This window comes from Algoriphagus sanaruensis (genome assembly GCF_001593605.1).
Taxonomy (GTDB): Bacteria; Bacteroidota; Bacteroidia; order Cytophagales; family Cyclobacteriaceae; genus Algoriphagus; species Algoriphagus sanaruensis.
This window is the reverse complement of the sequence record NZ_CP012836.1, coordinates 907,287-920,137: the sequence shown is the minus strand read 5'-3', so window position 1 is coordinate 920,137 and position 12,851 is coordinate 907,287. Positions and strand designations below refer to the sequence as shown.

The 12,851-nt window shown below is 41.5% G+C and carries 14 protein-coding genes; 6 read left to right on the top strand and 8 right to left on the bottom strand.

Annotation, left to right across the window (positions count from 1 at the left end; genetic code table 11):
- Positions 1–21: 21 nt before the first annotated feature.
- Positions 22–1,515, bottom strand: a complete 1,494-nt coding sequence (locus AO498_RS04145) for a choice-of-anchor I family protein (RefSeq protein ID WP_067544072.1) — start codon at positions 1,513–1,515, stop codon at positions 22–24.
- 279 nt (positions 1,516–1,794) lie between these two features.
- Here AO498_RS04145 and AO498_RS04140 point away from each other — a divergent pair, with 279 nt between their 5' ends.
- Complete coding sequence (locus AO498_RS04140; protein ID WP_067544070.1) at positions 1,795–3,570, top strand: sodium:solute symporter family protein; 1,776 nt, start codon at positions 1,795–1,797, stop codon at positions 3,568–3,570.
- 179 nt (positions 3,571–3,749) lie between these two features.
- Here the strand turns inward: AO498_RS04140 and gldD are convergent, their stop codons facing one another.
- Positions 3,750–4,325, bottom strand: a complete 576-nt coding sequence (gldD, locus tag AO498_RS04135; protein WP_067544068.1) for a gliding motility lipoprotein GldD — start codon at positions 4,323–4,325, stop codon at positions 3,750–3,752.
- Between the two features lie 77 nt (positions 4,326–4,402).
- Between gldD and AO498_RS04130 the strand changes: the two genes are divergently transcribed.
- Positions 4,403–4,930: a DinB family protein gene (locus AO498_RS04130; RefSeq protein ID WP_067544066.1), complete on the top strand. Its 528-nt coding sequence runs from the start codon at positions 4,403–4,405 to the stop codon at positions 4,928–4,930.
- Between the two features lie 71 nt (positions 4,931–5,001).
- Here the strand turns inward: AO498_RS04130 and fumC are convergent, their stop codons facing one another.
- The 4 genes from fumC to mazG form a co-directional block, all read right to left on the bottom strand.
- Positions 5,002–6,402, bottom strand: a complete 1,401-nt coding sequence (gene fumC, locus AO498_RS04125; protein WP_067544064.1) for a class II fumarate hydratase — start codon at positions 6,400–6,402, stop codon at positions 5,002–5,004.
- A gap of 79 nt (positions 6,403–6,481) precedes the next feature.
- Complete coding sequence (locus tag AO498_RS04120; protein ID WP_067544062.1) at positions 6,482–6,931, bottom strand: hypothetical protein; 450 nt, start codon at positions 6,929–6,931, stop codon at positions 6,482–6,484.
- A 38-nt stretch (positions 6,932–6,969) separates the two neighbouring features.
- Positions 6,970–7,359, bottom strand: a complete 390-nt coding sequence (locus AO498_RS04115; protein WP_067544060.1) for a RidA family protein — start codon at positions 7,357–7,359, stop codon at positions 6,970–6,972.
- A 114-nt stretch (positions 7,360–7,473) separates the two neighbouring features.
- Positions 7,474–8,274 carry a nucleoside triphosphate pyrophosphohydrolase gene (mazG, locus tag AO498_RS04110; protein ID WP_067544058.1) on the bottom strand — a complete coding sequence of 267 codons (801 nt, stop codon included), beginning with the start codon at positions 8,272–8,274 and terminating at the stop codon, positions 7,474–7,476.
- A 72-nt stretch (positions 8,275–8,346) separates the two neighbouring features.
- Between mazG and AO498_RS04105 the strand changes: the two genes are divergently transcribed.
- Genes AO498_RS04105 through AO498_RS04095 form a run of 3 tightly spaced genes read left to right on the top strand, consistent with a single transcriptional unit; the run spans position 8,347 to position 11,207 of the window.
- The gene (locus tag AO498_RS04105) at positions 8,347–8,577 is read left to right on the top strand and encodes a hypothetical protein (RefSeq protein ID WP_067544056.1); all 231 of its coding nucleotides are present in this window, start codon (positions 8,347–8,349) and stop codon (positions 8,575–8,577) included.
- A 58-nt stretch (positions 8,578–8,635) separates the two neighbouring features.
- Entirely contained in the window at positions 8,636–10,030 is a 1,395-nt protein-coding gene (gene glmM, locus AO498_RS04100; RefSeq protein WP_067544055.1) for a phosphoglucosamine mutase, read from the top strand.
- Positions 10,031–10,064: 34 nt separating this feature from the next.
- Positions 10,065–11,207, top strand: coding sequence for a cysteine desulfurase family protein (locus AO498_RS04095; RefSeq protein ID WP_067550236.1), 1,143 nt, complete (start codon positions 10,065–10,067; stop codon positions 11,205–11,207).
- A 35-nt stretch (positions 11,208–11,242) separates the two neighbouring features.
- Here the strand turns inward: AO498_RS04095 and AO498_RS04090 are convergent, their stop codons facing one another.
- Entirely contained in the window at positions 11,243–11,989 is a 747-nt protein-coding gene (locus tag AO498_RS04090) for a hypothetical protein (RefSeq protein WP_067544052.1), read from the bottom strand.
- Between the two features lie 83 nt (positions 11,990–12,072).
- The gene (locus AO498_RS04085) at positions 12,073–12,411 is read right to left on the bottom strand and encodes a tRNA-binding protein (protein ID WP_067544050.1); all 339 of its coding nucleotides are present in this window, start codon (positions 12,409–12,411) and stop codon (positions 12,073–12,075) included.
- Positions 12,412–12,485: 74 nt separating this feature from the next.
- On the opposite strand from AO498_RS04085, the gene AO498_RS04080 reads away from it, so the two are divergent.
- Entirely contained in the window at positions 12,486–12,848 is a 363-nt protein-coding gene (locus AO498_RS04080; protein WP_067544048.1) for a hypothetical protein, read from the top strand.
- The last annotated feature ends 3 nt before the right edge of the window (positions 12,849–12,851 follow it).

Genomic DNA, 12,851 nt, shown 5'->3' with positions numbered 1-12,851 from the left:
CTTAATCAACCTCTATTTTTTTTATCGGTTTTGGTAAACTCTCAGAAATCCGTCTCCTTCTGAACTGACCACCAAAAGATCCTTTCGGCTTGGACTTTCTGCGGCAGGGATAAATAAGACGCCTTCTGGCGCATCACCGGTTTCTAAAACTTGTAAAAGTGAAAAGCCAGCTACATTGTTAAGCTCATACACCATTACTGCATCTGATCTTTCCAATCCGATAAAAACCAACGTTTTGTCAGCAGACTGACCAATGGTAACAGCTTCAGGTTCCACTCCTTTGTTGTCACTTCGTCCATCATCATATTTGGAAGAGGCATATTCCAAAAAATCCTTTTCGAGGCGATTGTAATCCAGGACCTTTTGGCCGTTATCTCCATTCCAAACGGTAAAGGATCTTCCTCCGATGCCATAAAGGGCTTCATAAATTCCATCTCCATTATCATCTCCCGACGAGGTAGTCACGGTGTACCTTCCCAAGTTTTGGTCTTTTCTTAGATCTTGCCAATTAGGAAAATTAGCGGGATTGAGTTGCAAATCTTTCACTCGCGCCTCCTCTGCAAATCCTGGATAGTCTCGAGTATCACCTTCATTGGCAGTAATCAAATAATTCGTGTTCCCAGAATGGAAATATGCAATTGCATCCGGGAGATAGTAGGAATAAACTGGCCAGTTTTTCAGGTTGATCGAATTGTCTCGATCACTTGCATCCATTTCGTTACCTACTAGAGAAATATCCTTGAGCCCCAATGGGAAAATGCCTTCCACAGTCTGATTGATCAAATTGATTCGGGCAATTCCATTATTTTCTTGCAGCGTGATCCAGGCTACTTCTGAATTTTGATCAATTGCAACATACTCCGGTTCGGTATCCGTCGAAAGGCTTGCATTAGGACCAAAGACACGATATCCTTGAGATTTTAGAGCATTGAGCTGGCCTTCGAATGCAGCAAATCCCAAGGTTGTGACTTGAAAATTCGAAAACGCATCAATAATTGAAACTGTGCCAGGAGGATCAATGGCGTAATCTGGACTAGGCTCTCCTTCATTGGCAGAGATAATAAATCGACCATTTGGACTGAAAGTAACCATGTCAGGCAATGCCCCTACAGCAACGTTTGCCACAGGATTGGTCAAATTATCAGTCCTGAAAATGACGATGCTTCCGTTATCAGTTTTGACCGAAGCCTCTACGGCAATTGCCAAAAGACCATTTTTTACCGCCACGCTATTTACTCCTCCACCAAACGAGGCAATCTGGATGCTCGATACTTTGTAGGGCTGGGAGGGATTTGAAAAATTAATCACATCAACGGTAGACCCATCGCTATTATTTACAACGAAGAGTTGACTGGTGACTGGATCGTAGGCTGTGATTTCAGCGGCAGCCTCGCCTCCGATCTGCAATCGGGAAATTTCAGAAAACTGAGTTTCAGGGGAAGGATTGACCTGAGGATCCCTTTCACACGAAAAAAGAAAGGGAATAAAAGCTAAGAGTAGGATACGTTTTTTCATCAAAATGGAATTTATCTTTTGATGCAAAACTATCGGAGGTCAAAGAGAGGGGCTTTATCGGTAAATTATCAAAACTTAAAATCTTGAAATCGAAAATCCCAAAAAAGGAGGGAATTAAGAAACATTCAGGAAATACTAGATAATTTGATCAAGATCAGAAGCCGACAAATAAAATTATTTGGTCAAAGTCAAATTATCTTTAGATTAGAAAAATTTATTAGATAAGTTTCTGTCAATTTTATAAAAAAATTAACTAATCCCACCTTAACTCTTCTTTCCATGAATGTAACCGCCTTGGATTGGGGCATAATTGCAGCCTTCTTTATTATCTCTTTATTGATCGGTCTATTTACCGCAAAAACTGCGGGGAGCTCGGCGAAAGAGTTTTTCCTTTCCGGTAGAAATATGCCCTGGTGGCTTCTTGGCGTATCCATGGTAGCAACCACCTTTTCTGCAGATACTCCCAACCTTGTGACCGACATTGTTCGAAAAAATGGTGTGGCAGGGAACTGGGCATGGTGGGCTTTCCTTTTGACGGGAATGCTAACCGTATTCGTCTATGCAAAACTTTGGAGAAGATCAGAGGTTACCACTGACTTAGAATTTTACGAATTACGATATTCTGGAAAAGGAGCTGCCTTTCTGAGGGCATTCCGAGCAATTTATCTTGGTGTATTCTTCAATGTGGTTATTATGGCAACCGTTTCCTTGGCCGCCATTAAAATCGGAGGTGTAATGCTTGGGTTATCTCCGGTTCAGACCTTATTGATAGCCTCCATCGTAACGGTGGTATATAGCTCGCTAGGAGGATTGAAAGGTGTCCTTTTGACGGATTTCTTTCAGTTTTTCATTGCAATGATCGGTTCTTTCGGTGCTGCCTATTACGTTTTGGATTTACCAGAAATCGGTTCGTTGAGTGGCTTATTAAGCCATGACATTGTTTCTACGAAATTGGACTTTGTACCTGACTTTAGTGATCCCAATGTCTACATCCCCATATTCATCCTTCCTATTGCAATTCAGTGGTGGGCGACTTGGTATCCTGGAGCAGAGCCAGGAGGTGGTGGATACATCGCTCAGCGAATGCTTTCTGCCAAAGATGAAAAAAATGCGATTGGAGCTACTTTATTTTTCAATGTGGCTCATTATGCCCTAAGACCTTGGCCATGGATTATTGTAGCCTTGTCTTCCTTGGTGATTTTCCCAAATATTTCCGATCTCCAAGCTGCCTTCCCAAATATTCCTGTGGATAAATTAGGTGATGACTTGGCTTATCCTGCGATGCTGTCCTTTTTACCGACCGGATTAATTGGGATCGTTTTGGCTTCCTTGATCGCTGCGGTAATGTCAACCCTATCTACTCACCTGAACTGGGGTTCTAGCTACGTGGTGAATGATTTCTACCTTCGATTTATCAAGCCTGAGGCAACAGACAAGCAATTGGTTGCTGTCGGAAGGATCTCCACGGTAGTTCTGATGGTGCTTTCAGCGCTATTAGCGCTTGCCTTGTCTTCTGCTTTGGATGCCTTCCAAATCCTCCTTCAAATCGGAGCTGGAACAGGTTTGATTTTCATTTTAAGATGGTTTTGGTGGAGAATAAACGCTTACACCGAAATTTCAGCAATGGCCATTTCCTTTGTCGTAGCGATCTTTTTTGAAGTAATCAATCCAAAAATCGGACTTATCGATATCGCTGCGGACCAATCCTATTTGAAACTTATCTATTCTGTTTCCATTACCACCATTGGTTGGCTATTGGTCACTTTTATGACCCAACCGGAAAAAGATGAAGTCTTGTTGTCTTTTTATAGAAAAGTAAGACCAGCCTCTTTAGGATGGAAAAAAGTCTTAGAACGATATCCTTCTGAAAAAGAAGAAAAAGGCACATTGGGAAAGGAAATCGGACTGATGATTACCGGGACATTTATGGTTTATTCGGCCTTGTTTTCGACTGGATTTTTCATTTACGGCGAAATCTCAGCAGGCTTAATTGCCGCTATCATTGCGCTGATCGGAGGTATTTTAATTGTAAAATCTTGGAAGTCGCTTAAATAAAACGCAAAGCCATTTGACATGGAAAAGCCTGCCTTTTTAGCAAAGGGCAGGCTTTTTTGTTCCAAAGCATTCCAATTGGTGGAAGTTGTGGGTTAAAAATTTCGATCAATTGAGATGGTTGAAGTTTAAAAAAAACCAAAGATCAAAATCGAATGGACCTCGAAACCAACTTATCTCGATTAATCCAAAAATTTAACTGAATTCATCAAATGGGTCATATCAATCTTGATGTATTCGATTACCGGAGCAAGGGAATCGTTTTTTGTGGCTGTATTGAAATAGAGTGCCCCTCGGAGAAAGTGCTTGGTGGAATCGGTTACAAAAAACTGAAATTGGGTAGGAACCTCACCAGTTAGTTCAGCTACAACAGCAGAATATCCATTTGGCGTTATTAAAACTCCCTCATCAATTCCATAGGCTTTAATTTGATGCTTAGCGGTAAGCTTAAAGGCGTCATTCGAAAGGGTTTTAAAATCGACATCCTTCCCATCAATACGCTTATAGGTTAAGTGAACTTTTGCTCCGAACTCCTGATAGTTAAGGTTGATCCAGGCCTTTTCCTGAAGATTAAACGAATCTGGCTCCACTATGCTGTACTTTGATACATCCATCTGATACGGGTATCCTTCTGGGAGTTGTTGATAATCATGAGCGGGGAGATCAATTCGATTATACCCTGTCGGCCTAGGAAGCCAATTTTTTTCACAGGAAGAAAGAACGACGACTACAGCAATGAACCAAAAGAATTTTCTCATGGGTTAAAATTAGACTTTCGATTTGAATTACAGATTCAATCCTTGAACTTTAACCATCCTCTAAACATTGTTCACTTATGAAAAATTTAATGAAAGTAACTTTTGCAGCTCTATTTGCTGCTTTCTTTTTCTCTGGAACTATTGTCTCTGCACAGACTACCAAAGAAGAATACCTAAGTAAATGGGAAAACAGTAAGCAGTTTACCTTAGATGTTTTGGCCAAAATGCCCGACTCTGGAATGGATTACAAGACTGACCCAGGTGCGATGAGCTTCAAGGAACAAATTCATCATATCGCAAGCTCTATTGTTGGCATATCCAAAGGCTATTTGAAAGGTGCTGAAAATACTCCAACCTTGGATTTGGCCACTGCCACTCGAGAGCAATTGGCAGCCTATGTGGCAGAAGCTTACGATTACGGTTCTGCTAGCATCAAGGCCTTATCTCCAGCTGAAGAGGCACAAAAAATGGATGTCTTCGGCAATCAAGTAAGCATCAGACAAGTGGAAGCTTTATTGATGGATCATGGTACTCATCACCGAGGCTCTGCTATTGCTTATTTACGAGCAGTGGGGGTAGAGCCACCAGCATTCGTTGGATTTTAATCCATGAATCACAAAAAAAAGCCCTTGCAAGCTTAGGTTGCAAGGGCTTTACTTTTTTAATTAAATAACTCTTATTTCAAGCTTCCAATCATATCTTCTGGCTTCACCCACTCGTCAAATTGCTCAGAGGTAAGTAGTCCAAGAGCAATGGCAGCTTCACGAAGGCTTGTTCCTTCTTTATGCGCTTTTTTGGCAATTGCCGCGGCATTTTCATAGCCAATATGCGTATTAAGCGCAGTAACTAGCATCAAGGAGTTTTCCAAATGACGTTGGATCATCGGGGTATTTGGTTCAATACCAATGGCGCAGTTATCGTTGAATGAGACGCATGCATCACCGATCAAACGTGCCGACTGTAGGAAGTTAGCTGCAATCAATGGCTTAAACACGTTGAGTTCAAAGTGACCATTAGATCCTCCAATAGAGATGGCCACGTCATTTCCCATCACTTGCGCTGCCACCATCGTCATGGCTTCCACTTGAGTTGGATTGACTTTACCAGGCATAATGGAAGATCCCGGTTCGTTTTCAGGAATTAAAATTTCACCAATTCCTGATCTAGGTCCAGAAGAAAGCATTCGAATATCATTCGCAATTTTCATCAAGGAAACTGCCATTTGCTTCAAAGCTCCATGCGATTCCACCATTCCATCATGGGCAGCTAATGCCTCAAATTTATTTGGAGCAGTAACAAATGGATGTCCGGATAGCTCCGCAATTTTCTTAGCCACTAATTCTGAATAGCCTTGTGGAGTATTCAATCCTGTTCCCACGGCTGTTCCGCCAAGTGCTAGCTCTGATAAATGAGCCAACGTATTTTTCAAAGCCCTCAATCCATGATCAAGCTGGGCTACATAGCCACTAAATTCTTGACCAAGGGTGAGCGGAGTAGCATCCATAAAATGAGTTCGACCGATTTTCACCACATTTTTGAATGCCTCTGCTTTAGCAGCTAAGGTGTCTCTTAATTTTTGTACCCCTGGTATGGTGTTTTCTACCACCATTTGGTATGCAGCAATGTGCATCGCAGTAGGATAGGTATCATTAGAGGACTGAGATTTATTCACGTCATCATTGGGGTGAATTTTCTTTTTTGCATCCTCCAAAGAGCCTCCCAATAGTACGTGGGCGCGGTAGGCAATCACCTCATTTACGTTCATATTAGACTGCGTCCCAGATCCAGTCTGCCAGATCACCAATGGAAATTGATCGTCCAATTTGCCAGCAAGGATCTCATCACATACTTGAGCAATGATCTCTGCTTTATCCTGTGTCAATACGCCAAGTTCAGCATTAGTCAGTGCCGCCGCTTTTTTCAAAATCGCAAAAGCTCGAACAATCTCGATTGGCATGCGGTTTTTCTCACCACCGATTTTAAAATTATTTATGGAGCGCTGCGTCTGTGCACCCCAATATTTGTCAGCAGGCACCTCAACAGGTCCCATGGTGTCCTTCTCGATACGGATAGTCATAATTTTTGGTAAATGGGTTTGAATTGATACGGGCGCAAAGTTACAATCAAACCCTCCTTTTGCCTAGACCAGCAGCGATTTAATCCTTGCCTTTCAAATGAAAATTAATGAGTTGATGAAAAATCGCCCGCGAAGCCTTTACCTGCCGGTGAAAGAAAAAGACGCAAAGCATGTAATTGACCACCGCGAGAAGGCTGCAAATCATGGCGTTTTGCCAATTCTCCAAAGCTAACCCATAAAATATGGCAAATGACACCAAAACTACACTCCAGAAAATCAAAAAAAATAAGGCCACAGGAAATAACCGATAAGCTAAAAAAATGATACTTCCACGCGGAGTTTTCTCTACCCTCCCCTCAATAAGTGGGAGAAAAGTCTCCCCTCTTCGAATGACTCTAGAGATTCGAAACTTCTGCCTGCCCACCAAACCATTGAATTTGACATCAGCTAAAGTCTGGGTACGGGCGTCTAAAAAATTAGCTTCACGAGTCACAGCCCTAAGTTGTCCCAAGACTTCCTCTTGGGACATGGCGCTCACGATCGTTTCGCTATGAAAGGGAATGAGATTCAACTGCCCGCTTTTATCGCAATGCAAGAAATTTCCACATTTACATTCTTAGGGAGTTTGCTCACCTCGACTGTTTCCCGGGCAGGAGGATTAACTTTAAAATATTGCCCATAAGCTTCATTGATCGTTGCAAACTGCCCCATGTCGCGAATAAAAATGGTACACTTAGCTATATCTCCAAATCCAAAACCGGCAGCTCTTAAAATGGCCTCCATGTTTTTCATGACAGCATGAGTCTCCTCTGTAATATTTTCATTGATCAAGTCTCCCGTATCAGGATCTAAAGCGATTTGACCAGAAACATATAAGGTATTACCCGCTAATATAGCTTGGGAATAGGGACCGATCGGTGCAGGAGCTTCTGGGGTGAAAATTACTTGATTGGGCATAGCTGAAAATTGAGTTATCTATTTATTGAGTTAATTGAAATTTTCATGGTTATTTGGAAAGCCCACTCATATCGGAATTACGAAATTTCAAGTTTCTGGACTTTCTGAGTAGGATTATTTTTTCTTGGCCTCATTCCAATAAACGTCCATTTCAGCGAGGGTCATATCACTCAAGTTTTTGCCAGCCTCGCGAGCAGCATTTTCTAGATATTGAAACCGCTTGATGAATTTAAGGTTTGTTCGCTCCAACGCCTCTTCAGGATTGATGTCAATAAAACGGGCGTAATTAATGAGCGAAAAAAGAAGATCACCAAATTCGCCTGTCGCCTTTTCATGGTCGATTTCTTCCTCGGAGGCTGCATTAAATTCTGCTTGAAACTCTTTCATCTCCTCCTCAACCTTTTCCCAAACCTGCTGCTTTTCTTCCCAATCAAAACCTACACCGCGGGCTTTTTCTTGGATTCGCATGGCTTTGATCAAAGCTGGCAATGATTTGGGAACCCCTCCTAGAACAGAACTATTCCCTTTTTCTTTCAACTTGATCTTTTCCCAGTTTTGCTTGACAGTTTCTTCATCTTGCGCAACTGTATCTCCATAAATGTGGGGATGGCGTCGGACCAATTTCTCACACAAAGAATGGATCAAGGTGGAAATATCAAAATTGCCTTCTTCAGAGCCAATCTTTGCATAAAAAACGATATGCAATAAGATGTCTCCCAGTTCTTTTTTTATTTCTTCGGGATTCCCCTCCAAAATGGCATCCGATAATTCAAAGGTTTCTTCTATCGTTAAATGTCTGAGGCTCTCCGTCGTTTGCTTTTTATCCCAAGGACATTGTGCACGCAGCTCATCCATAATGGTCAACAATCGATCAAATGCGGCAAGCTGTTCTGCTCGGGTACTCAAATTGGACATGACTTGGGAAACTATGCTAAAGTTGTGGACGTTTTCGGAGTAAAGGTTTAAATTTGCGCAAATATATCCGTTATGGCAACTGTATTGATCACCGTCGGCTTTGTAGCTTTGTTCTTCGTTTTGATGTCTGTAAGGCTAATTTTCCTCAAAAATGGAGAATTCAAAGGCACTTGTGCATCCCAAAGCCCATTTCTAAATAAGGAAGGAGTCACTTGTAGTCTATGCGGTAAAACAGTAGACTCTGATTCTTCTTGTGCCAATCCCGACAATGAAGTCGACAAGGTGTTGGCCAAATTCAAATAAAATCACCCATTTGACCTTTTATTTTTTTATTCTGATCATCTTTTAAACCAACTTATTAGTGTCACTCATTAAATCAATTTCCGGAATTAGAGGAACTATCGGCGGCAAGGCCGGTGAGGGACTCACACCAATTGATGTAGTTAAATTTGCTTCCGCCTATGGGGCTTGGGTCATCGAAAAAACCGGGAATCCAAAAGTTGTAATTGGACGAGATGCAAGGCTCTCTGGAAAAATGATCTCGGATCTTGTTTCAGCCACCCTTCAAGGGCTAGGAATTCATGTAATAGATCTTGGGCTAAGCACCACACCAACGGTAGAATTTGCGGTGCCAAAAGAACAAGCGGGAGGAGGTATTATCCTCACTGCTTCCCATAATCCCATTCAATGGAATGCGCTAAAATTGCTGAATTCAGTCGGTGAGTTCATTTCAGATGAAGAAGGGAAATCCATTCTGGAAAAAGCAGAAAAGGAGGATTTTAACTTCGCTGAAGTCAAAAAACTCGGAAAGTACACCGCTATCGACGATTACCTTGACCGCCATATCCAACATGTTCTTGATCTGGAGCTGGTGGATGTGGAAGCTATTCGAGCAAGGAATTTCAAAATCGTGGTTGATGCTGTCAATTCCACAGGAGGAATAGCTGTTCCAAAATTGCTAAAAGCCCTTGGAGTTACAGAAATTGAAGAAATGTATTGTACTCCTGACGGTCATTTCCCACATAATCCTGAACCACTTCCTGAGAATCTGCGGGAGATTTCAAAAAAATTAGAAAAAGGAAACTTTGATCTAGGCATCGTGGTAGACCCTGATGTGGATCGATTAGCCCTTGTCAACGAGGATGGTTCCATGTTTGGAGAGGAATATACGCTAGTTGCAGTTGCAGATTACGTGTTGTCCCAAACCCCAGGAAATACGGTTTCCAACCTTTCTTCTACCCGAGCTCTGAAGGATGTAACTCTAAAAAGAGGTGGTAATTATACCGCAGCAGCAGTGGGGGAAGTTAATGTCGTCAATCAAATGAAAGCCGTAAATGCGGTAATTGGCGGAGAAGGAAATGGAGGGATTATCTATCCTACTTCCCATTATGGAAGAGATGCCTTGGTTGGGATTGGTCTATTTTTAACCCATCTGGCAAAGTTCGGAAAATCAATTTCCATGCTTAGAGCCACCTATCCGAACTACCATATTTCAAAAAACAAAATCGAACTTACTCCTGAGATCGACGTGGACAAAATCCTCCTCGAAATCAAAAACAAGTATAAAAAACACCCCATCAATGATATTGATGGAGTCAAAATAGAATTCGATAAAGAATGGGTTCATTTGAGAAAATCAAATACAGAACCGATCATTCGGATTTATTCAGAATCGGACAGCGAAGCTACCGCTGAGCATTTAGCTAAAAAAATTATGCTAGATATCAAGGAGGTGGTGAGTGCATCGCTGATTTAAGACTGAAAAATCGAATGCCCCAACCCCAGATATGATGAAAGTTTACTTTGACAATGCCGCAACCACAGCCATGGACGATCAAGTGATCGAAGCCATGCTTCCATTCATGAAAAGTCATTTTGGTAATCCTTCTTCAGTGCATAGCCATGGAAGAGAGGTAAGATCCGCCATTGAAAAATCAAGAAAAAAAGTTGCGGAACTACTCAATGCTAGCCCATCTGAAATTTTCTTCACCTCTGGTGGAACGGAGGCAGATAACACTGCTTTGGTCTGTGGTATTGATACGCACGAGATTACCCATGCCATAAGCTCCCCGATTGAGCACCATGCGGTATTACATACGCTAGAAGTTTTGGCCCAAAAAGGTAAAATCAAACTTTCCTTGCTTGATGTCGATCACCAAGGAAATATTGATTACGACCAATTGACAACACTTTTAAAAGCCAATCCAAAGAGTTTGGTCTCCTTAATGCATGCCAATAATGAAATTGGCACCTTGAATGATCTGGAGCGAATTGGAACACTTGCTAAAGAATACGGCGCTTTTTTCCATTCCGATACCGTTCAAACCATGGGGCACTATCGACATGATCTTAAAAATCTGCCCGTGGATGCCATTGTCGCAGGAGGACATAAATTTCATGGACCAAAAGGTGCAGGTTTTCTTTATGTCAGAAAAGACAAAAAAATTCACCCATTTATTCATGGAGGGGCCCAAGAGCGAAATATGCGAGGAGGGACTGAAAATGTGATTGGAATAATTGGTGTGGCTAAAGCATTGGAGCTTGCCTACGAGCACATGGAAGAACATCAATCTCAAATTCGTTCGTTAAAAGCTCGATTCATAGAAAAATTAAGGGCAGAAATTCCGGGTGTAGAATTTAATGGAATGTCTGAAAACATAGACCAGTCTCTTTACACTGTTCTTAATGTCAGCCTTCCGCCTTCTGAATCAAATAGTGGCATGTTACTTTTCAATTTGGACTTAGCTGGAATTTCTGCTTCAGGTGGTTCAGCTTGTAGTTCTGGAGCCACAGTAGGATCTCATGTTTTACGCGCAATTGGAGCAAAAGCTGATCGAGATTCTGTCCGGTTTTCTTTTAGCCGATTTAATTCATTACAAGAAGTTGATTACACAATTGAGCGACTTAAGGAGCTTTACAGTGTAGAGGCATAAAAGAAAAAGGAGCTATAAAAAGCTCCTTTTTTGTTTCATTTCGAGGTTGGGGTATAGCCAATCGCGTAGGGAGTCCAAATTTCATAAATGGGTTGGCCTTGAGAACTGAGGCCACTATGATGCCACTCCCCATCGATCACCTTGTAATCAAAACTTAAACTAGCCCCTACACGGGAATTATCTCGGGAAAAAAAGGTGATATTTTCGGTGTATTTACCTTCTATTGCGGTGTATGTTCCTCCTCCAGTTCCAGAAAATTCTTTTGTATCGGAGTTAAATGCTACCCACTGAAAACGTCCTCCACTCAAAATTTTTATCGTTCTCCGCGCTCCTGGAGTAGATCTTGAAATTTCTTCCTCTCTTTTTCGTCCGGTGATCACCCAATTACCGGTAAGGTCATCTTTGGATTCTGAAATTCGTTCCCAAACCTCAACTAGAATGCCTTGATTGGTATTTGCAGTAAGTGAAAGCCTATTCTCTTTAAGTTCCACTTTGAATGGAGTCGTAGTGCCCACTTGAAGCGGATCGAGCGTAAAAAAATCTAGTGTTTCGGAGTATTTCCCATTGGCATATTCATAAGGTCCCCCTCCAGCCCCTATAAAAGCATGATCAGAGGAATTTTTAATTCCAAAGGCGAAATAATCATCCTGGTAGATTTTAATAAACTCCTGCTCTGTAATCAAGCTTCCGTTTTGGCTGATCAGTTTCCAAGCTCCTTCCAAACTTTGAGCTTGAAGTAAAGTGCCCAATAGTAGGGCTGGAATTAAAAGTAGAAGTCTCATCGATAACTATTTAAATCTGAAATTGATTAATGGGCTAGTGTGTAACATGAATGGGTAAAGTATCTGACTCACCTTCCAGTTCATTAATGTAATTTAGCACCATTTGGCGCAAGTTGGTCGGAGGTAGCCAAAACAATTCCTCCTGATTCAGCTGAAAATCCAGTGACCAAAACTTCAGACATAAAATCTGCGATTTGTCTGGGCTTGAAATTGACCACACAAATCACTTGTTTACCCAGTAAGCTTTCTGGGGTATAAAATGAAGTCACTTGAGCTGAGGATTTTTTCACTCCCAGATCCGCCCCGAAATCTATCCAAATTTTATAGGCGGGTTTACGAGCTTTCTCAAAAATTTCTGCCTGTATTATTGTTCCTAATCGTAAGTCAATTTTGAGAAAATCTTCCTGGTCAATCGTTTGCATAGCTGTTTTTTTTATTATTTTTAGCAACCTTTACACGAACTCTAAGTTAAGTCATAAGAACTCTAAATCGAGCCATGCTGAAATTTTCAAACTTTTCTGTCAAAAAACCTCTTTTGTTGGTTTTTGTCTTGATGGGAATGGCTTTAATCTCACACGAGTCTTCCGCCCAAAATGAAAATGAAAAGGCAGAAGAATTGCCATCTACGAGAGTGGATCGTTCTGGATCTGAAGATCATACGGCATCCCGAGAGAATGCACCTATTTTATTTAACGCATCTAAGGCTAGCACTTCAGTACAAAAAACTACTACTCCTCTGGCCAAAAGAGATAACACTACTGATTTTCCTAAAGAAGGGGAAACAAAAAAACCAGAATCTCCTTCTACACTATCATTCAATATTTTCCTCTACATCGTAGATAAGTTTAAAGGAGACTAAAAT

What these genes read in the sequence shown, in the direction of transcription:
- AO498_RS04145 (WP_067544072.1), bottom strand. Translation starts at nt 1,515, where the DNA reads ATGAAAAAACGTATCCTACTCTTAGCTTTTATTCCCTTTCTTTTTTCG.
- AO498_RS04140 (WP_067544070.1), top strand. Translation starts at nt 1,795, where the DNA reads ATGAATGTAACCGCCTTGGATTGGGGCATAATTGCAGCCTTCTTTATT.
- gldD (WP_067544068.1), bottom strand. Translation starts at nt 4,325, where the DNA reads ATGAGAAAATTCTTTTGGTTCATTGCTGTAGTCGTCGTTCTTTCTTCC.
- AO498_RS04130 (WP_067544066.1), top strand. Translation starts at nt 4,403, where the DNA reads ATGAAAAATTTAATGAAAGTAACTTTTGCAGCTCTATTTGCTGCTTTC.
- fumC (WP_067544064.1), bottom strand. Translation starts at nt 6,402, where the DNA reads ATGACTATCCGTATCGAGAAGGACACCATGGGACCTGTTGAGGTGCCT.
- AO498_RS04120 (WP_067544062.1), bottom strand. Translation starts at nt 6,931, where the DNA reads ATGTCCCAAGAGGAAGTCTTGGGACAACTTAGGGCTGTGACTCGTGAA.
- AO498_RS04115 (WP_067544060.1), bottom strand. Translation starts at nt 7,359, where the DNA reads ATGCCCAATCAAGTAATTTTCACCCCAGAAGCTCCTGCACCGATCGGT.
- mazG (WP_067544058.1), bottom strand. Translation starts at nt 8,274, where the DNA reads ATGTCCAATTTGAGTACCCGAGCAGAACAGCTTGCCGCATTTGATCGA.
- AO498_RS04105 (WP_067544056.1), top strand. Translation starts at nt 8,347, where the DNA reads ATGGCAACTGTATTGATCACCGTCGGCTTTGTAGCTTTGTTCTTCGTT.
- AO498_RS04095 (WP_067550236.1), top strand. Translation starts at nt 10,065, where the DNA reads ATGAAAGTTTACTTTGACAATGCCGCAACCACAGCCATGGACGATCAA.
- AO498_RS04090 (WP_067544052.1), bottom strand. Translation starts at nt 11,989, where the DNA reads ATGAGACTTCTACTTTTAATTCCAGCCCTACTATTGGGCACTTTACTT.
- AO498_RS04085 (WP_067544050.1), bottom strand. Translation starts at nt 12,411, where the DNA reads ATGCAAACGATTGACCAGGAAGATTTTCTCAAAATTGACTTACGATTA.
- AO498_RS04080 (WP_067544048.1), top strand. Translation starts at nt 12,486, where the DNA reads ATGCTGAAATTTTCAAACTTTTCTGTCAAAAAACCTCTTTTGTTGGTT.